At 38.6% G+C, this 20,334-nt stretch carries 19 protein-coding genes; 12 read left to right on the top strand and 7 right to left on the bottom strand.

The features are described 5' to 3' along the window. Positions 1-20: 20 nt before the first annotated feature. The 6 genes from QZ738_RS19025 to QZ738_RS19000 all read right to left on the bottom strand — a co-directional run bounded on the left by QZ738_RS19025 (position 21) and on the right by QZ738_RS19000 (position 7,868). Positions 21-875, bottom strand: coding sequence for an ABC transporter permease (locus QZ738_RS19025; protein WP_293789518.1), 855 nt, complete (start codon positions 873-875; stop codon positions 21-23). 90 nt (positions 876-965) lie between these two features. After that, a complete protein-coding gene (locus QZ738_RS19020) occupies positions 966-2,108 on the bottom strand; it encodes a glycosyltransferase family 4 protein (protein ID WP_293789517.1) in 1,143 nt (380 codons plus the stop codon). Further along, complete coding sequence (gene asnB / locus QZ738_RS19015; RefSeq protein WP_293789515.1) at positions 2,098-3,885, bottom strand: asparagine synthase (glutamine-hydrolyzing); 1,788 nt, start codon at positions 3,883-3,885, stop codon at positions 2,098-2,100. The genes QZ738_RS19020 and asnB overlap by 11 nt, the downstream gene beginning before the upstream one ends. Positions 3,886-4,067: 182 nt before the next feature. Then, positions 4,068-4,571 carry a UpxY family transcription antiterminator gene (locus QZ738_RS19010; RefSeq protein WP_293789513.1) on the bottom strand — a complete coding sequence of 168 codons (504 nt, stop codon included), beginning with the start codon at positions 4,569-4,571 and terminating at the stop codon, positions 4,068-4,070. Positions 4,572-4,644: 73 nt separating this feature from the next. Continuing rightward, positions 4,645-7,053: a tyrosine-protein kinase family protein gene (locus QZ738_RS19005; RefSeq protein WP_293789512.1), complete on the bottom strand. Its 2,409-nt coding sequence runs from the start codon at positions 7,051-7,053 to the stop codon at positions 4,645-4,647. After that, a complete protein-coding gene (locus QZ738_RS19000) occupies positions 7,053-7,868 on the bottom strand; it encodes a polysaccharide biosynthesis/export family protein (RefSeq protein WP_293789510.1) in 816 nt (271 codons plus the stop codon). Before QZ738_RS19000 ends, QZ738_RS19005 begins: the two co-directional genes overlap by 1 nt. 330 nt (positions 7,869-8,198) lie before the next feature. Between QZ738_RS19000 and QZ738_RS18995 the strand changes: the two genes are divergently transcribed. The 6 genes from QZ738_RS18995 to gap all read left to right on the top strand — a co-directional run bounded on the left by QZ738_RS18995 (position 8,199) and on the right by gap (position 13,682). Next, on the top strand, positions 8,199-8,549 hold the full coding sequence (locus QZ738_RS18995) for a hypothetical protein (protein WP_293789508.1): 351 nt from the start codon (positions 8,199-8,201) through the stop codon (positions 8,547-8,549). 968 nt (positions 8,550-9,517) lie between these two features. Beyond that, on the top strand, positions 9,518-9,958 hold the full coding sequence (locus QZ738_RS18990) for a hypothetical protein (protein ID WP_293789507.1): 441 nt from the start codon (positions 9,518-9,520) through the stop codon (positions 9,956-9,958). Positions 9,959-10,117: 159 nt separating this feature from the next. Then, positions 10,118-10,498, top strand: a complete 381-nt coding sequence (locus QZ738_RS18985; protein WP_293789505.1) for a hypothetical protein — start codon at positions 10,118-10,120, stop codon at positions 10,496-10,498. A 120-nt stretch (positions 10,499-10,618) separates the two neighbouring features. Beyond that, a complete protein-coding gene (locus QZ738_RS18980) occupies positions 10,619-11,359 on the top strand; it encodes a glycosyltransferase family 2 protein (RefSeq protein WP_293789503.1) in 741 nt (246 codons plus the stop codon). 109 nt (positions 11,360-11,468) lie between these two features. Then, positions 11,469-12,566 carry an MraY family glycosyltransferase gene (locus tag QZ738_RS18975; protein ID WP_293789501.1) on the top strand — a complete coding sequence of 366 codons (1,098 nt, stop codon included), beginning with the start codon at positions 11,469-11,471 and terminating at the stop codon, positions 12,564-12,566. Positions 12,567-12,686: 120 nt separating this feature from the next. After that, positions 12,687-13,682 carry a type I glyceraldehyde-3-phosphate dehydrogenase gene (gene gap / locus QZ738_RS18970; RefSeq protein ID WP_293789499.1) on the top strand — a complete coding sequence of 332 codons (996 nt, stop codon included), beginning with the start codon at positions 12,687-12,689 and terminating at the stop codon, positions 13,680-13,682. On the opposite strand, the gene QZ738_RS18965 is transcribed toward gap, so the two are convergent. Beyond that, positions 13,660-14,073: a hypothetical protein gene (locus QZ738_RS18965; protein ID WP_293789498.1), complete on the bottom strand. Its 414-nt coding sequence runs from the start codon at positions 14,071-14,073 to the stop codon at positions 13,660-13,662. The genes gap and QZ738_RS18965 overlap by 23 nt on opposite strands. A gap of 273 nt (positions 14,074-14,346) precedes the next feature. On the opposite strand from QZ738_RS18965, the gene QZ738_RS18960 reads away from it, so the two are divergent. The 6 genes from QZ738_RS18960 to QZ738_RS18935 all read left to right on the top strand — a co-directional run bounded on the left by QZ738_RS18960 (position 14,347) and on the right by QZ738_RS18935 (position 20,274). Continuing rightward, entirely contained in the window at positions 14,347-14,784 is a 438-nt protein-coding gene (locus QZ738_RS18960; protein ID WP_293789497.1) for a GNAT family N-acetyltransferase, read from the top strand. Between the two features lie 6 nt (positions 14,785-14,790). Next, positions 14,791-15,984 (top strand): phosphoglycerate kinase, encoded by a 1,194-nt coding sequence (gene pgk / locus QZ738_RS18955; RefSeq protein ID WP_293789495.1) that lies wholly within the window; start codon positions 14,791-14,793, stop codon positions 15,982-15,984. Between the two features lie 416 nt (positions 15,985-16,400). Beyond that, positions 16,401-16,868, top strand: coding sequence for a division/cell wall cluster transcriptional repressor MraZ (gene mraZ / locus QZ738_RS18950; RefSeq protein ID WP_090982477.1), 468 nt, complete (start codon positions 16,401-16,403; stop codon positions 16,866-16,868). Continuing rightward, entirely contained in the window at positions 16,858-17,763 is a 906-nt protein-coding gene (gene rsmH / locus QZ738_RS18945; protein ID WP_293789492.1) for a 16S rRNA (cytosine(1402)-N(4))-methyltransferase RsmH, read from the top strand. Before mraZ ends, rsmH begins: the two co-directional genes overlap by 11 nt. Further along, the gene (locus QZ738_RS18940; RefSeq protein ID WP_293789490.1) at positions 17,760-18,182 is read left to right on the top strand and encodes an FtsL-like putative cell division protein; all 423 of its coding nucleotides are present in this window, start codon (positions 17,760-17,762) and stop codon (positions 18,180-18,182) included. The genes rsmH and QZ738_RS18940 overlap by 4 nt, the downstream gene beginning before the upstream one ends. Continuing rightward, a complete protein-coding gene (locus tag QZ738_RS18935) occupies positions 18,172-20,274 on the top strand; it encodes a penicillin-binding protein (protein WP_293789488.1) in 2,103 nt (700 codons plus the stop codon). The genes QZ738_RS18940 and QZ738_RS18935 overlap by 11 nt, the downstream gene beginning before the upstream one ends. Positions 20,275-20,334 lie beyond the last annotated feature (60 nt).

The following is a 20,334-nucleotide window of genomic DNA, read 5'->3' as shown; positions in this document are numbered from 1 at the left end:
CAACACACATATGCAGTAACTTATACCGTATCTACAAAATTCCGTTCTACCTTATTAAATACCAAAGTGCCAAACAACAACAAAACTATGGTTACCATTGTGGCGTAGCCTAAGCTAAACCAGCTAAAACTTCCTTCACCCAGAAAACCATAGCGGAATGTTTCGATAATCGGCGTCATCGGGTTATATTCAATGATCCAGGCATATGCCGGATATTTTTTGATCGCTTCCGAGAGGGGGTAAATCACCGTCGTAGCGTACATCAACAACTGTACACCAAAAGTGATCAGAAAAGCCAGATCCCTGTATTTGGTGGTCATGGCAGAGATGATCATTCCGGCGCCTAAACCCAGTAAAGCCATTAATATGACAATGATAGGGAAGAGACAGATGGCCCAGCTGATTCCAAAATGAGCACCAGAAATATAATAATAGGCCATTAAAATCAGAAATAAGGCCATCTGTACCCCAAACCTTACCAAATTGCTGACCACAATACTAAGTGGCATAATTAATCTTGGGAAATATACCTTTCCAAAAATGGCTGCATTATCCTTAAAAACTGATGAGGTTTTGGTCAAACAATCTGCAAAATAATTCCAGGCGGTGATGCCAGCCATATAAAATAAAGGCTTCGGTAAACTATCCGTTGAGATACCCGCCAGATTGCCAAAAATAAAGGTAAAAATGATGGTGGTAAACAAAGGTTGAATAAAAAACCAAAGCGGGCCTAAAATGGTCTGTTTGTAAAATGAAACAAAATCTCTTCTGACCAATAGCACCAACAGGTCGCGGTAGGCCCAAACTTCAGTTAGCTTTAGATCAAATAAAGAGGAATCTGCCTCAATGGTCCACTCGTGCTCTTCTTTAACCATAATATCACCGTGATGATGTCTTTTTTGTTGTTTTCATGCCTTTGTTTCTTTACCTGGTTCTCTAAACGCTAACCAACACCATTAGTCAAATTAAATCTGATTGGAACTGATTTGTTCATCAAGCAGCAGGTTTCGGATGGAGTTTAAGTACTGTTTATATCCAAATGCTTGCATACATTCTTCCTGAAGATTTTTTTTCTCTTTATTGGTCTGGTCATGTTTTAGCAACCGAGATATACCATTTAGTATGCCTTCCTGATCATCAGGATCAACTAATAAACCAAGCGACCCATTTTTAAGCGCATCTGCACTGCCATCTTTATTCCCCGCAATTACCCTAAGGCCACTGGCCATGGCTTCGATAAATACAATTCCAAATCCTTCTTTTTTACTCGGGAGGATAAAAATGTCAGACAGTAAAAAGTGTTCGGTAAGTTCAGCCTCATCAATAAAACCAATCAGCCTGATGTGTTTCTGCAGGTGGTTTACAGCAATTAAATCATCTAAACGTTTCTTTTCTACAGTATCCCATTTGCCACCCAAAAGGTAAACCAGGTTCGGGTATTTCTCCAATAGTTGAGGCAGCAGTTCGATGGTATGGTCGTATCCTTTGTACTTCTCTGAAGAAGACAACCGGGATAGGGAGAATAACACGGTATTATCATGATTTAAATGATAGCGGTCCAATAAAATCTGTGGTTTATCGAAATGGCTGGGCAGATGGTAAAAAGGATCGAGGCAATTATTTAATATCTCAAGTTGGGATACCGGAATGTGATGCATTTCCATAATCTTATTTGCCGTGAAATGGCTTACACAAATAATTTTATCCAACTGATTTAACATCTTAAGCTTGGCATCTGAAAGCTTTTTCCAAATCTCTATCCCATGGGCCAATAAATAGATTCTTTTATGAGGATGTATTTTTTTGATGAAATAGACAATATTGATCAAATGGATATGACTTAGCAAAATTACATCTGCTTTTAACCCACTTAAAAAAGATTGTATTACAAATCGTTCTCTGTTGCCATTAAAACCCTCGAATTGCTTTTTGCTCAGGTACCTGGAATCGCGGTCGGTATTTTTGTCATACATGGAATAGACTGTCGACTGCAGAAGGTCTTCCTCACTCAAATCGTACAACACACGGCACAAGCTTCTGCAAACCTTCTCGATGCCACCGGTAAGACTAAAAGTTTTAAGCGTTAAAAATAACACCTTAATTGGCATGATAGATTCTATATAAGGCCAAGGCTGAACTCCAGTGCAATTTGTTTTTTCCAAAAAGTTGTATGAGCGATTTCGCCCGTTTGTTTGCATATCGGGACGGATCCGCAATCTCGCGGTTTTTTCTCATCCATTCCTGAAAGGGAAAGGTAAATCCCATCTTAGATCTTTTCCATGTTTCTACCGGAAGATCCTCTTTATAGGCCTCTACCAGGAGTTTTTTTTTCTGTTCGTAATTAAATTTAACTTCTGTTGAGATGGAGAGAACCAGGTCAACAAAATTACGGTCCAGAAATGGAACCCTTACTTCAACGCCATGGCTCATGCTCATGAAATCGGTATCCTTTAATAGCTGATTTTGCATGTACATGTTAAACTCAAACCAGCTTGCCCGGGTTTCATTACTGATTTTTTTGATACCATGGTGAAGGGGGATATCTTCCAGACAATCGATAACTGTTCTCATATCAATATCTAGTAATTCGGCAATTACATCGGGAGAATAAACCCCTCTCAAACACAGATATTCGCCAATGGGAGAAGTTAAACTGAGGTAGTATAACCTTTTCAACTTGATATGATTAGAGAAACGCATACTTCGTAAAACACTTTTACTCAGCCCATTCAGATTTTGTATTTTATATATCCGGTCAAATGAAGGATAGCCCCCGAAAAGTTCATCGGCACCTAAACCGGAAAGCACTACTTTTATTCCATGCGCTTTTGCTGTTTTGCACACAAACCAGGTATTAATCCCGTCATTTGTAGGTTGGTCCATGTTGGCTAAAACAGTTTCGAAATTTTGTACGAAATCGCGATAGGTAATCAGCTGTTCAATGCTTTGAATATTTATTTTCTGAAGCAGGTTGTTCCGTTGTTTTTTTTCAGAAAAATCTATTTCGTTAAAATTAGCCGAAATGCTTGATAAGTGGCTGCGGTTATGTTGATTGGCCACTATGGTAATGATACTCGAATCAATACCGCCACTGAATAATACACCTATATCTACATCAGCAATCATTTGTTGTTTGATCGAATAACCAAGCTGTTCGCGGATTCTTGCTATAGCCAGGTTTTCACTGGTGATATAAACTTTGTTTTCAAACTCATGGTACGATTGAATAAAATGTTCCGTGCTTCTGATATTATATTTCAGAAAACAGCCTTTACCTAAACTGTATACCTTTTTAAAGGTGGTGTAAGGTTCTGGAATATGCCCGAAGGCTAGATAATAAATCCGCCAATGATCATTTTCATGAAAGATATCAGCATGCCTGAAAGCCTTAACTTCTGAGGCAAAAGTTAAAGTTTCGTGATCGAAATGGTAGTAAAGTGGCTTTATTCCATTTTGATCACGAACCAGGTAAACACATTGTTCTCTTTTATTGAAAATACAAAATGCAAAAATACCATCAAATTTTCCGAATGCTGCTTCTCCCCAGTGCTGGTACGCGTAAAGAATTACTTCTGTATCTGTTTGTGTTTTAAATATATAACCTAAATTGATTAATTCGGTCCTAATCTCTAGATAATTATAAATTTCGCCGTTGTAGGTAATCACCAGGTCCTCTTTATGGCTTAACATTGGCTGATGCCCGGCAGCACTCAGATCTAAAATAGCCAATCTGCGGTTACCTAAACACAAAGGCATGTTTTCAATGGAATAAATGCCCTGGTCATCAGGTCCGCCGTGTTGCATGCTATCGCACATGGCTTTTACCTGCTGACTAACTTTTGCGAACGGTTTTTTACTATTGATGATGCCTGCTATACGACACATTCTTTATCTGAAATTTAGGCTGTTTTATTCTGCACCGGATACAGCTTCGCCTCCTCAGTCACATTATTTTTTTAAAAATGACCGATCAATTTTTTATTGTTCAATAAGCTGAAGCATTGTGCATCAGCATTTATGTGCCACTAAGGCATTGTTTGTTATCTTCCCTTTTACATTTTCCGTCACTAAATCGGCTCTATAAAAGCTATTGATGTGTTAATATTGATCGAATAGCCCATATCTTGTAAACGTAAAATAATACGTTGCTTATTATGTACAGACACCAATTCTGCCTTAATTCCCTTAAAAGGTCCCGCCTTAATTAATACGCTCTCCCCTGGTTTAACATCATAATCTATAAGTTCCAGATCGGCATCTGTAGCGAGCAAGAGCTTAAGGTCATAAATTTGTTGATCGGGAATGGAAGCGATCCGGTTTGAGAAATAAATAAACCTGGCTACACCATTGGTCATCAAAACTTCTGCATATTCTTTAGCCGAAATATACGCAAATAGATAAGATTTAATCAAGGGCTCTTCAACGATTTTTTTACGGTCGCTCCATTGTTTAACTGCCTTTTTAAGTGGTAAATAAGTTTGGATTCCTTTTCTGTTCAGTTCTTCATTAGCCTTTTTTTCTGCTCTTGAATGTGTATAAACCGGATACCATCTGTAATTTTGATCTATCATTTGGCTTAACCTTATCCTGAATCTTTTTGTTTTGTGCTTTTGTAGCTGTAAAATGATCTACAACATTCGCTATCTACTCTTTTTTCTTCCAAAATTCCCACCATTTTTTCTCATCATTATAATAGCCGCTTTTTCCGTATCCTGTATAGTTGGAATAATAATATGTTCCGCTATTGCTATGCGCATAGTTGGTGGTATAAATATTGGCATGTAATTTTTCATCCCCAAATGAATTTAGGATAATGGCAATATTACTGAGGCCGTATTCTTTTGATAAGCGATCGGGAATGGTGGCTGCCCTGAATTTGGAAACGCCTGAACGGATAATGAAAAGATTGATATCAGCCTTTCTGATGAGTGGTATAGAATCTGAAACCAGACCAACCGGAGCAGTATCAATAATAATATACTCGTAACTTTCCCTAAGTGTGGCGATCAGTGTTGTCATCGATTTATGGTGGAGCAGTTCTGATGGATTTGGAGGTACCGGGCCAGAAGTAATATAATCAATATTGTGCCGTTCATCCTTAAATATAATATCTGATAAATCAGCCTGTCTGGACAGATAATTACTTAAACCTATATGGTTGTCGGAACCAAAGGCATGGTGAAGTTTCGATTTCCGCAAATCTGCTGCAATTAAAATCACCTTTTTATCGATAATTGATAAGGTACCAGCCAGATTTAAGCTCACAAATGATTTTCCTTCTCCTGAAACTTCAGAAGTAATGCAAATTACCTTGGTATCCTGATCGCTGGCCATAAAACTCAAGTTTGTCCTTACAGACCTGACCGATTCGGCAAATATAGATTTAGGGCGTTCAATCGATAAAACACTTTCCCCTGGTTGCACTTTTTTAGGATATTTTAAAATTATCCCTATAATAGGTGTTGTTGTTAAGCCTTCTATTGTTTCAATGTCATACAGGTAAGGATTTAATATTCTAACCAATAGGATTAAACCAAGACCGGTAAATAAGCCCATAAAGAGATAGGAAGAATAAATTTTCTTTGGCACAGGAGAAATAGGAAAAAACGAAGGCTGTGCAACGCTGATGATGGTAGCACCTGAAACCACGGCTGCGGCGCTAATCTGCGCAGACAGTTTTCTTTCAAACAGCATCGAAAACATGCGTTGGTTGATGTCGAAATTACTTTGCAGCTTGGCAAAATCATTCTGTTTGGCAGGAATGCTGGTTAAAGCATTACTGGCTTGTCCAATTTGCCCCTTGAGGTAGTTAATGGTTTTTTGATTTCGCTCATGTAACAAACGGATATTGGTTGCAATGGCCTGTTTTACTTCACTGATCTGGCGGTTAATATCCTGAACGGGCTGGGCATCAGCATTAAAATTCTGTAATTTATTTTCCCTGTTGATGATGAGGCCGTTGAGCTGTGTAATTAAACCTGTTAGCAGTGTATTGTTTGTACCTTCTAAATTTAAGTTAAGTTGTATCCGGTCCCTATTGTTTTTAACCTGGTTTTCTAACTGCTGGATGCCCAATTCCTGCAGTTGCAATTCTGCAACCTGGTTTTGTAAATTGCTCAGTTTAGCACTTCCCAATTGCTTATCCGTATTGGGATCGATGAGTTTATTGTCACTTTGAAAACTAGAGAGCTTATTCCCCGCCTGATGCACCTGTGCATCTAAAAATTCAATCTGGCTATCCAGATAATCTATGGTTTGTTTGGCCGATCTTTTTTTTAGCGTAGCATCATTCTTAACATATTGTTTAATAATCTCGTTGAGTATATTAGCAGAAAAAACCGGATTGCTATCGGTATGGGTGACACCCATAATGTTGGTATTTTTCTCCTGTTCAAACACATTTAATCCACCTGCAGCCCTGCCATATAAATCTCTGACTCCGTTAAATTTGAAACTGTACTTCGCGTTGGCAGGGATTTCGGTTTTAATGGTAAATATCATATTACCGGCATTTATCGCCTGCCCGTAAAGGTATTTTGTTACACTTTTTTTGTTATCATCGCTACTGGATAGCTCAAAGGTTGAGTGGTTTACAGGTTTAACAAAATAGGTAGCCCTGCTAAAATTAACAGAATCCTGGCTAAGAATATCAATCTGAAAAGGTTGTTTGGGGTAAAGTTCGGTTTCACGTATCCTGCCTTCCAAAAAGTAACTGATTTTATAATCCAGATTCTTCAATGCGTTTAAAATCACATCTTCCGAACGCATGATAATGCCTTCTGTCTGGATCTTGTTTTGATTAAAAGGATTATAATTTACCGGTGAGCCGGGAAGTGAGCTTATTTGTTGCTGTTGGTCGTCATCTAACTTTAGCGCAGCAGAAGTGATATAGATAGGAGTGATGCTCCGCACGTATAACCAAGCCAGTACAAAACTGATCAATACCGTTCCGGCTACCCAATACCACCTGCTTAAAAAAATCAATACGATTTTCCAGTAGTTGATGGTCTGACTGGCTAACTTTCTGTTTTCGGTTGGTGTAGCTTGATTCATTAGCGGGTTAGGGTAAAGATTAAGACAGCCAGGTTAACTACTACAAGCAAAGGTTGTACAATATTGTTCACACTTGTTAGCTTTTCGCTTAATGCCGAACTTTTGGTTTGTTGCAGTACAATAATATCATTGTTCTGAAGCACCAGTTTTTTGCTGGCTAAGCTGTTAATGTCGTTTAAATTGACATAAATAATTTCCGGGCGGCTTCTATCACCACGGATAATCTTAAGGGTTTTGGGGTCTGCTGTTTTGCTTATCCCGCCGGCTTCGCCAATAATATCGATTAAAGTTGCGTTTTCTCGTTCCAGTAAGAAATTTCCTTGTTTGCTAAATTCGCCCAATAAAGTAACCTTTAAGTTTACGACACTGAGTTCTATAATAGGATCGCGGAGCAATTTTTTGGCATATAAATCTTGTATTTTAATGGCAGCTTCCCTTCTGCTAAGGCCCGATACTTCCACTTTTCCGATAGCGGGAAGATTTACTGTCCCATCTACATCTACCAGATACGATAGCGTATTACCAATAGGCCCACTTGCTGTTTGGTTACCAATTGAACTGCCGTTGGCAGCCGCAGTTGCGCCAAATTCCTTGTTTTGCAGGTTCCTGACAGCCAATTGGTCATTCACTTTTATTTTATAATAGGCATCACTAATGCCATGGTCATTTACTACATACACCTGCTTAATGGTGTCGGTAACGATGTCGCTGGGAGCGTTAAACAAACTATGCTCTTTCCTGGCAGCACAACTTGCAAGTGTGATGCTGATAGATAGAATGCAAAGAAATTTTAAGATAGCTTTTCTTAGGGTCATAGTTTTGCTCAGAATGTAAATAAAAGATTGGACACGTACGCAAAAATATGGCTTAAAGATGTTTTAAAAAAGAAATAAATTGAGAAGTCAACAGAAATTAACTTTTTTTTTTCTTAAGTGAGAAGTTATGTTTTCCGTTCAGCCGATTCAAAATTGCATTTATAGTGTCTCACAGGCAATGGTTTAGTCTGATCTGATTTTTTGCAAGCTATAGCAATTTATAACCTGAAATCCATTAGGTTTTTTCAATTGATAAAAATCAACATAAATATGTTTTATGTATTCTTTATACTACATATATGGGGTAATTTTGTTTTTTATTGATTCCGTATGTCAAAGTTTTATTTAACATTTTTATGTATTTGTTTAATCGGAATAAACAGGTCTTTTGGCCAAACAGGCTGTTTATATAATGGTTATATCTATACAGGTTCAAGTCTTTCTCATCCTGGTGCAGATAACTATGGCTATTATTCTGGTTATACACCTGTAGATACAAAATGCCCTTCAGCAGTACAAATTCCTTGTAAGGTTTATTATTTTATAGGTTCTAATGACTATTACCCAGGTATTAAAAGTGATTACAGTACGCTTAATTGTCCGCTTGATGATGAAACTTCAGCACTTTTGCTTAGTATCGGAATGATTGGATATTTTACCGTTCGGCGTAGATTGTTTTAGGCAAATAATCTATTTAATTTATAATAATCTCATAAAAATTATCTGAGGTCAATACTTTTGATAAAATCATGTTAAATTGGTGAAAACAGCTTTATTAGTTTTCTAAAATATAAAATAACAAATGTTGTTGATGATAATAACAATAGCCAAATACTTTCATCTAAAGGGCAATTCACAGTAAAATTTTCCTAAGATGGGTTATGGACTTTAGAAGCATAATCTGTTTTATCTAAATCGCAACCAATTTGGACCATTCCGGAACCATTTGGACTAGGTCCGGAAAAAAAAAATCTCCCACTGACACATGATTTTGGAACCGAATATTCAGATACGAAGATGTAACGGTATTCATTTACATTATTGGAGTTGTTCGGATCGTATACATATACATTACGTAAATAATGGGTGTGCATTCTTGATCCAACTAAACAGCCTTTAGGAGGTGGAGGCACTGAAAAAACAGTATTGAAGCAGAAGTATTAGTAATGCACCAAAAAAAAGATAAAGATGTAAGAGCTAAGTGAAAAGAAAAACGCATCCGAAATTTATAATAAATGTATTGCTAATTTATATTGCACTCAAAGTTATAGTGAAAATTGATATGAAAAATCTTTTTTTCACTTATTCAATTTTTTTGATCCCTATCAACTGAATTAAATTATCAAATAATGCGACCTATTGATTGGATAAAAGTATCAATAGGTTGTATGCATCTCCGTGATCTGTTCATTTTGTTCGTGATGATTGTCAATAATTTAATTATAGGCTATAATCCTTTTATTTTCTAAAATATGCTTTTAAACATATCTAAACTATCTTTTTCGTGTAATTATTCTAATTTAAATCCTATTCATTTATTTGTTTAATGTCTTTTTTTAAAACCTGCCCTTTTAAGATAGCGTTTATGACTTCTTAATTTACAATATTTGCAAAATATTGTAGTATAAAAAATACTAAATATGTTTTTTATGAAGTTTTATTATTCGATTTGTATTATTTTATTTCTTTCGTTCTGTAGCTTTAAATCTTATGCTGACATAACAGGTTGCGCTATTAATGGTGATACCACATTTTATCCAAATGATCTTGGTTATGTTTATTATGCGCCATATTCTCATACTGTAAGGTCTTTCAATGGCACACCAACTTCCATGAGCAACTGGTCTGATAGTTCAGGTTTGGCTTGTGGAACGTATTATTATGATCACTCTACTTCTGGCTCAAGAGAAAATTGCATTGCCTATAATAATGATGGCTCAGTTGCTTCAACAGGTGGATCTGTTACCATAATTAAACAAAAATGTGCTGCCGAAAATTTGCCATTAGATAGCTCTTTGTATTATCTTTTAGCTGTTTGTGGCTTTTACGGCTTTTTCGTAATAAAAAAATCTAAACTGATGGATGTTTAATAATCCCAACTCATTATATTGAGTATTGTCTAGCAATAACTGATATACTGCTAAGAAATTAATTTCTAATTATTGCCATATCAACTTTAAGAATTGAACAAAAAGAACGTAGTTTGTAGTTAGTAAGTAAAGTAAATTCGTGTATCCTATTGCTGATACATGAAATTACTGTGCATCTTTTTGGTAACTATGTTAATCTCTTTAATTGCTTTTGCTCAGGGTTCAGCTTCTGGCTGTTTATTGCCTGATAATAAAGTTTATACTAGCTATACTGAATTGGCAGGACTTAAACTTTATAGTAGTTCTTCTTCAGCATCACTTTCTAGTAATTATTGCAGTTGGACATCTGCCTCAACTGTACCCTGTAGTGTGTGTTTCGGTACTATAAATGCAGTAGGGCTGTTATGCGTTGGTGGAACAACTGTTAACGGACGAGAGGGAATATTTACGATGGTGGAATGCGACCTCGACGACCAAACCTGGCTTTTTGGTGCAGCTGCCAGTCTTTTCGGTATATTCCTGATCAGAAAAAAAGAGTAAACTTTAGGCTGTTTTATTTAGTGCTTTCCTACAGATTATCTCTGCGTATTGTCCCTTAATTTTTATATTTACCGGGGTTTAGATTTTTGATCCTGAAAGCACTGCAAATCCTGGTTAATCATGAAAATATCCCTTATTACAGTTGTTTACAATGCAGAAACCTATTTGCAGGAATGTTTTAATTCTGTAAAGGAACAAACCTATACTGATATAGAATATATTGTAATTGATGGAGGCTCGACAGACGGGACATTGCAGATTATCCAGGAAAACCGATCTGTCATTGATTACTTCGTTTCAGAAAAAGATAAGGGTTTATATGATGCCATAAATAAAGGAATCCGGAATGCAACAGGAGAGGTGGTTGGGATTTTAAATGCCGATGATCTGTTTGCTGATGCCCATGTACTGGCAGCTGTAGCCAAAACCTTTATCGACCGGCCAGAGATAGATGGACTTTATGGCGACCTCAATTACATCCATCCTACCGCAAATAGCATTATCAGAACGTGGAAATCAAAACAGAATACCTATGCAGATCTTAAAAAAGGCTGGATGCCCGCTCACCCCACTCTTTATCTGAAAAGATCGTTGTTTGGGGTAAATGGAGATTATGCCCTGGATTTAGGTACCGCCGCAGATTATGAATTAATCTTAAGATACTTTTTTACCCATAAAATCTTGGCGGTATATTTGCCAATCTTAATGGTAAACATGCGTACAGGTGGTATAAGTAACCATTCTTTAAGGAGCAGGTTAGCTGCCTTTGTTAATGATTATAAGGCCCTTAAAAGAAATAAAATTCCTTATCCGCTTTTCGCTGTGATGAGGAAAAAGTTGAGCAAAATCAGCCAGTTTTAATCTTTATTGAGGACCTCTTCCATATCGTTGATTTATGTCAAGTTAAAGATCTGTCAACACTGATTTTTATGGGTACATTGTTTATATTTGTTTACCAAGTCATAACGTTTTGCTTAAGAATATTCTGAATACAAACCCACACTACTTCTATACAGCCATATTTATTCTGGCCTTTTCCATTGTGGTTATCAGTATTCCAAGTATAATTTATACTTCGCTGAAATATGGTCTTTTTGATAAAAACGATCTTTACCGTAAAAGCCATAAACGGAATATATCCCGTTTAGGTGGCCTGGCTATTGTAGGTAGCTTTACGGTGAGCATCCTGCTTTTTTCAGCCATAATCAATTTTAAAGAGGCCAATTTTTTAATCGCAAGCTGTATCATCCTCTCGGCGCTTGGGCTAAAAGACGATGTTTACGGCACCAACACCAATACAAAATTTACGCTACAAATTGTAGTAGCCTTTATTCTGGTATTTTTTGGTGCTTTTCGTTTAACAAGCTTGTACGGGGTATTGGGCATAGGCGATATGGTGCCGCTGTGGGGAAGTCTTTTTTCGATTGCGTTGATTATTTTCCTAAATAATGCCTTTAATCTGATTGATGGCATAGATGGTTTGGCGGGCGGAATTGGCATATTAACAAGTCTGATATTCGGCGTTTTGTTTTCATCGATGGGGGAGGTTGCCTATGCATTTATTGCCTTTGCCCTTGCTGGTGCTATTGCAGGCTTTTTAAAGTACAATTGGTTTCCTGCCAAAATATTTATGGGCGATACCGGCGCACTTATTATCGGGCTTATTTCTGCTGCACTGGCCATTAAGTTTATCGAGTTCAATAAATTTACGCCGGGAAGTAAACCGGCCTTTTATTCGGCACCTGCAATAGCAGTAGCTATACTCATTGTACCGATCTTCGACTCTTTAAGGGTATTTACCATTCGTATTCTAAAGGGGCGTTCGCCTTTTAAAGGAGACCGCAACCATATCCATCATCGTTTAGAGCGATTGGGACTTAAGCCCAGCTGGATCGTACTTTCTACTGCTGCATTTAACCTTGCCATTATTGCATCTACGATTGTGCTCCAGCATTTTGGGAATTTTATGCTCATTTTTCTCATCATTGGTCTTTGTGTAATGTTTAATACGTTACTTACCTTAATCCTGCAAAAAAAGAAAAAGTCGTTAATTTCGGGTTCTGCCTAAACAGAATGTAAGTAGTTGCTGCCTGGCTGCTTATTATTATCATCCCATCTCCATCTTCTGACATACCCACTTTCATAATGGCAAATTAATACTAATTTTGCGCTCTAATTTTTTATAATCATGAGGCTGGCAATAAATGGTTTTGGTAGAATAGGAAGAACATTTTTACGCTTGGCAATGGCCGAAGGTTTTGAGGTAGTGGCCATTAACGATCTGGCAGATGCCAGAACAATGGCACATTTGTTTAAATATGATAGTGTTCATGGTATTTTTGCAGGCCATGTTTCTGCTAAGCCCGATGTGCTGGCGATTGATGACCTGTCGATTCCGGTTTTTGCAATTGCATCGGCTGATGAATTGCCATGGGCGGCATTGCGTGTTGATCTGGTTATTGACTGTACAGGCAGAAACCTGACCAGATCGTCAGCCGAAAAACATATTGCTTCAGGTGCGAAACAGGTACTGATTTCTGCCCCGGCTGCCGATGATATTCCGATGGTAGTATTGGGCGTAAATGACGATCACATTGATTTAACCAGTACAATATTGTCGAACGCAAGCTGTACAACCAATAATATTGCCCCGATGATTAAAATTTTGAACGATAACTGGGGCGTAGAAGAGGGTTATATTACGACCATCCACTCCATGACCGGCGATCAGAATCTGCATGATGCCAACCACAAAGATTTGCGTAGGGCAAGGGCAGCCTCATCTTCCATCATCCCTACTACAACGGGCGCAGCAAAAGCCATCACCCATATTTTTCCCGAATTAGATGGCCGTTTGGGTGGCGCAGGAATCAGGGTTCCGGTTTTAAACGGATCTTTAACCGATTTTACCTGTCTGTTAAAGAAAAAAGCCACCATCGAAGAAATTAATTCAGCTTTTAAATATGCTGCCGAAAATGAATTGAAAGGTCTTCTTCAGTTCACAGAAGATCCCATTGTTTCTATCGATATTATTGATAATCCTCATTCTTGCATATTCGATTCGCTATTAACCTCAATTGTTGGTGATCTGGTTAAAGTGGTGGGTTGGTATGATAATGAATACGGTTATAGCAGTCGTTTAATCGATGTGGTGAAAAAAATCAGTGCGCTTTCTGTAAATTAATCGATGGCCTTTGAGTTGATTTTAACGCCCAATAAACAAGCATAGGCTGAAAAAATAAGCGTAACAGGCGCTTACTGTCTGTATTAAGCCCGAATGCGCTGCGCTTATGTTTGTACTGAGCTATATTCCCTGGGAAAACGCCAACAAATAAGCCTGCGGCAATTTTGCCAATCAACGCCTGATGCTTTTCAGGAGCCAATACCAGTGCGGTGCCCAGCGCAATTTCGACGAAACCCGAATATACAACGGTATCGTCTTTTTTTAGCGGTACCCAATCTGGTACCTGTGCCTGGAAAGGCTTGCGGGCAAAAGTTAGATGGCCGATTCCGGCAGTTATTAAACCCGCGCCAAGTAATACCCTGGCTGCTGTTTTGATATTTTCTTCTCTCACTTGTATAAATGATTAGTTATAGCATCAACCGGCAGAAGTTACTTTATCAATGCCGACTTTATTAATCAACAAGTAAATCGTACGTCTGTTTGCTGCAATATGTATTTATGATGTTTGTTCGAAATCCTTGATGAAATGGGTTTATACCAAAATTATAGTAGTTTCTGGCATTATTATTAGAGCGTTTCAATTGCTTTCTTAACTTTGCAAACGTTTCCGGTGAAAGTAAGGGCAATACCCCGGGTTGGGTGTCGCTGATGATAATTAAAAAAGATGGTCAAATTTATCCTTCCTGAAGAAGTTCTACCTTTAAGAAGCCTGGTTTTAAGGAACGGCAAACCACTCGAAGCTTGCGTTTTTGAAGGCGACCTGGCCTATGATACCTTTCATCTGGGATTCTTGAAGGATGGCGAAATTAAATCTGTTGCTACATTTATGCGCAATGATTTTTTTCCGGAAGAAGGTGAAGGCTATCAGTTAAGGGGAATGGCCACACATCCAAATGCAGAAGGCAGGGGATACGGGGCGGCATTGGTTACCTTTGCTATCGAATATCTGAAAGAATATAAAACCGACTATTTATGGTGCAATGCCCGCTCAACAGCAGCAGCTTTTTATAAAAAAATCGGCTTCACTACCGAATCGCCGGAGTTTGATATTCCTGGCATCGGTTTCCATTACGAAATGAAATTAAACTTAAATCAAAAATAATTAATCATGAACACCATTGACCAATTTGACTTTAAAGATAAAAAAGCATTAATAAGGGTTGATTTTAACGTGCCTTTAGACGATGAATTTAAAATTACCGATGATAAAAGGATCAGGGCTGCATTGCCTACCATCAGCAAAATTTTAAAAGATGGCGGCGCGGTTATTTTGATGTCTCATTTAGGTCGCCCAAAAGACGGTCCTACCGATAAATATTCTTTAAAACACATTTTATCTGATTTATCTGCTCTTATTGGTGTTGACGTTAAGTTTGCCGACGATTGTATTGGCGAAAGTGCAGTAAAACAGGCGGCTGATTTAAAATCGGGTGAAGTGTTATTGTTAGAAAACCTTCGTTTTTACAAAGAAGAAGAAAAAGGTGATGTAGCCTTTGCAGAGAAATTATCAAAATTAGGCGATGTTTATGTTAACGATGCATTCGGTACTGCACACCGTGCACATGCTTCAACTTCAATTATCGCGCAGTTTTTCCCAGATGCTAAATACTTTGGTTATTTGATGGCTTCGGAAGTAGAAAATGCAGAGAAAATTCTGAACCATGCCGAAAGACCTTTCACAGCAATTATGGGTGGTGCTAAAGTATCTGATAAAATTCTTTTGATCGAGAAATTGTTGGAAAAAGTTGATAACCTGATTATTGGTGGCGGTATGGCCTATACATTTGCAAAAGCACAAGGTGGAGAAATTGGTACTTCGTTGTTAGAGGCTGATAAACAGGAACTTTCTTTAGAACTGATCGAAAAAGCGAAAGCTAAAGGCGTAAACCTGATTTTACCAATTGATACCGTTATTGCAGACAAATTTGCCAACGATGCCGCTAAACAAGATGTTGCAGCAGGTCATATCCCGGCCGATTGGATGGGCTTGGATATTGGTCCTAAAACGGCTGAACTATTTCAGGATGTAATCAAGAATTCTAAAACCTTATTATGGAATGGACCAATGGGTGTTTTCGAAATGGAAAGCTTCCAGGTGGGTACTAAAGCCGTTGCCGATGCGGTAGTGGCTGCAACCAAAGATAATGGCGCTTTTTCTTTGATTGGTGGTGGCGATTCAGCTGCTGCGATTGCCAAATTCGGTATGGAAGATGAAGTGAGTTATGTTTCTACTGGTGGTGGTGCCCTGCTTGAGTATATGGAAGGTAAGGAATTGCCAGGCGTTAAAGCCATTAATGAATAACAAATAACAACCATGTTAAAGGGCCTTGCAGATGATCTCTGCAAGGCCTTTTTGTTTAAATGAAGAAAATGCAAGCCGTATTAACAAGCCGTATTAATAGGAGGAGCGCCACTTAAATTTGGTATTGAAATAGAGGTGATTTTTGTTATCAATAAGTTATTAAGATGCTCATTTTTAGTATTATTTAAATTTCAATGTAAAAAATGGGCGAACGTGACACTTTTGTATCGTTTGTTTTTAATCTGCTTATTATCAGTTATTAATGTGTTTTTAATTGCGTATGAGTGCTTCTTGTCACTATATTTGGTAGCCATCAATGTAACAAAAAAGATGTGGAAAACTTTTTTGTGGTAAAAAGTGGTAAAAAGTGGTAGAACTATTTACTTTTACACTAGATAAAAAGTGTAGATACCACTATGACCCAACTTTTAGGAGAATTCGATTGTAAACTTGACGCAAAGGGCCGCCTTATGGTGCCTGCTGCGCTTAAGAAACAATTGCCTGAATCTGAGAAGGAAGGGTTGATCATTAACCGTGGTTTTGAAAAAAATCTGGTTATCTATCCAAGGAAGGTTTGGGACGCTGTTGTGGCCGATCTTTCTAAGCTTAATATTTATGATCAGGAAAACCGGGCTTTCGTAAGGGCTTTTACGCGTGGGGCAACCGAACTTTCGCTTGATGCGGCCGGCCGGGTGCTTTTACCTAAATCGCTGGTTGATTATGCGGGTATCGGTAGTGATCTGGTGTTGGCTTGTCAGTTAGATCGTATTGAGGTTTGGGACAAAAAATCATACGAAGATATTTTTGATGATGTGCCGGCTAATTTCGCCAGTCTTGCTCAAAAGGTGATGGGCGATAAGAAAGGAGGAGCTGATGGAGAATAATTACCATGTGCCTGTGATGTTGCGGCCTTGTATTGATGGTTTAAATATTAAACCTGATGGGGTTTATGTTGATGTAACCTTTGGTGGTGGCGGTCATTCGAAAGAGATTTTAAAACATCTTGGCCCGAAAGGCAGGCTGATTGCTTTTGATCAGGATCCGGATGCGCAGGCTAATATTCCGGCAGATGATCGATTTATTTTTATCGACCAGAACTTTGGTTTTTTAAAGAATAATCTGCGTTTGAAAGGTTTCCGGCAGGTTGATGGTATTCTGGCTGATTTAGGGGTTTCTTCCCATCAGTTTGATGTGCCTGAGCGTGGTTTTTCCATCCGCCATAACGCCGATTTGGATATGCGAATGGATCAGCACCGGGAGTTAACGGCAGCTGAAATCCTGAATACCTATTCTGAAGATAAGCTTCACAAGATATTTGGAATTTACGGCGAGGTTAAAAATGCAAAATCTTTAGCGCGTGCTATCGTGACCTCGCGTTTGGAACGGCCTTTCACTGATATCAATAGTTTGAAATTGGCGATATCGTCTTATATCCCAAAGGGTAAAGAAAATAAATACCTGGCGCAGGTTTTTCAGGCGCTTAGGATAGAAGTGAATGCAGAAATCCAGGTGCTTGAAGATTTTTTACAGCAAGCGGCTGAGGTGTTAAAGCCAGGTGGCCATTTGGTGGTGATGTCTTATCATTCATTGGAAGACCGGCCGGTTAAAAACTTCATGGCGAAAGGAAAATTTCAGGGTGAGGTAGAAAAAGATTTCTTCGGAAATCAGCAAAAGCCTTTTAATGTAATTACGCGTAAAGCGATTGTAGCCACGGATGAGGAGATTGCACAAAACAATCGTGCCCGCAGTGCGAAACTTAGAATTGCAGAAAAAATATGAACAGGTTTAGAGAGGAGATAGAAGAAGAGGAAGCTGGACCTGAGCCGGAATTAAAAGCTGCGCCCAAGAAGCCAAAAACTGCTGATGAGAAAATGGATAGCAATTCTTTTATCAGCAAGCTTTTTAATGATGGATTGGTAAGTAAAGAGGCGGCAACCGATGCTTTGCCATATTTGTGCTTTCTGGCTTTTTTGGGGATGATTTATATCGCCAACAGCCATTTTGCGGTAAACAATGTACGTCGTATTGATAAATTAAATAAAGAAGTAAAAGAATTAAGATGGGAGTATAAATCACTTAAAGCCGACCTGATGTTTAAAAGTAAATTAACAGAGGTTGCTAAAAAAGTAGATACCCTTGGGATAAAAGAACTGATTGAACCACCAAAAAAAATAATTGTTAAAAGCGATGAATATTAGAGCAAACATCTTGCTTCGTGTATATCTGGCATTTGGCTTAATTGTGCTTTTTGCTTTCGCGGTGTTTTTACGCCTCGGTCAGGTGCAGTTTGTACAGGGAAAAAAATGGAAGGCTATGGCCGATAGTCTTTCTACACGCTATGTAAATGTAGAAGCCACACGTGGGAATATTTATTCTAACGATGGCAGTTTGCTGGCTACCTCGATACCAGAATACGAGCTGCGTATGGATATGTTTGCCGGCGGCATTGCTGATGATAAGGTATTTAATGAAAAAGTAGATTCGCTGGGATATAAACTATCGCAGATTTTTCAGGATAAAACAGCTAAGGAATATGCCCGTTACCTGCGTAAAGGCAGGCAGGATAGCGCACGTTACTTATTGATTCACCGTAAGGTAGGTTATGCTGATCTCAAAACCATCAGAACTTTTCCGCTTTATAATATTGGTAAATATAGTGGTGGCTTAATTGCCGTGCAGCAGAATAAACGGATTCTTCCTTTTCAGGCGCTAGCTGCCCGTACCATCGGTTATAAAAACGAAAATGTGGCAAACGGGGTAGGTTTAGAAGGTGCGTATAAAGAATATATCAATGGCGAGACCGGAAAAAGATTGATGCAGCGCATTGCAGGAGGGGTTTATATTCCGGTAAATGAAGAAGCGGAGGTTGCGCCAAAGGACGGAGCTGATATTATCTCGACTATTGACGTGAATATGCAGGACCTTGCTCAGAGTGCATTAGAAAAGCAGCTGATTAAGTCGCAGGCCGATCACGGTACAGTGATTTTAATGGAGGTGGCAACTGGCGAAATCAGGGCGGTGGCCAATTTCTCTAAAGTAGAAGAAGGAGTATATAAAGAGAAGTTTAATTATGCCATTGCCGGTAATCAAGATCCGGGATCTACTTTTAAGCTTGCTTCTTACATGGCGCTTTTAGAAGATAAACTAATTGATACCAATACGATGATCGGAACCGGTTATTACCAGATTCCGGGAAAACTGATTACAGATTCGCACCCTAAAATTGAAACAGTTACCGCAAAAAAAGCATTTGAAACATCGTCCAATGCTGCAATTGCAAAGCTGATCAACATGCATTATGGTAGCGATCCGATAAAATTTACCGATCATTTGTATGATTGGCACCTAAATCAAAAAATGGATCTGCAGATTCCTGGTGAAGCCAGGCCTGTGGTTAAAAATCCTAAAACAAACAAAAGCTGGAACAAAAACATGACCCTTCCCCAGATGGCTTATGGTTATGAAATGCAGTTAACCCCATTAAAAATGTTGACCCTCTATAATGCGGTGGCCAATAATGGCAAGATGGTGCAACCGATTTTTGTAAAAGAAATCAGAAGGTTGGGCAATCCGATCGAGCAGTTCAAAGCAAGGGTAATTAATGATAAAATCTGTTCGGACGTTACCTTGAGCAAAATTAAAAAAATGCTTGAAGGGGTGGTAACAGAAGGTAGCGGAAAACAGGTGGTTTATAATCCATTGTATCCGATTGCCGGTAAAACGGGTACTGCGCAGGTGGCTGATGCGAATAAGGGATATAAAGCTAATAAGCAATATCAGGCTTCTTTTGTAGGGTATTTTCCGGCTGATAAGCCGAAGTATTCATTGATCGTCGTGATCAATGATCCAAAGGGTGCTTATTATGGTGCTACGGTTTCGGGTCCGGTATTTAGGGAAATTGCTGATCGTATTTATGCCAGTGATATGCAGATGTACAATGATGTACCTACACGCCTGGTGGGAAATACCGGAACACCGCCCACAAAGGCCGGGCAGAGTAAAGCGACTCAAAAAGTGTATAAGGCTTTCGGTTTTAAACCGCTTTTTGCTTCAAAATCAGAGTATTACAATATTATCGATACCAGCGCAGGGACAATTTTCCAGGAAAACAACGAGCGTAAAGGTGTAATGCCAAACGTAACAGGGATGGGGCTGAAAGATGCTTTGTATCTTTTGGGAAATGCCGGTTTAAAAACAAGGGTTTTCGGGGCGGGCAAAGTGGTTAGTCAGTCTATAGCTGCCGGTACAAAAGTGGGCAAAGGATTAGGTGTGCAGATAGAGTTGAATTAAGGTGGAAGGTTTAAGGTGGAAGGTTTAAGGTGTAGGGTTGTATAACTTAAGTTCCTAATA

The organism is uncultured Pedobacter sp. (assembly GCF_913776295.1).
Taxonomy (GTDB): domain Bacteria; phylum Bacteroidota; class Bacteroidia; order Sphingobacteriales; family Sphingobacteriaceae; genus Pedobacter.
Note: the sequence above shows the minus strand (reverse complement) of the source record. Positions and strands in the feature narration are given on the sequence as shown.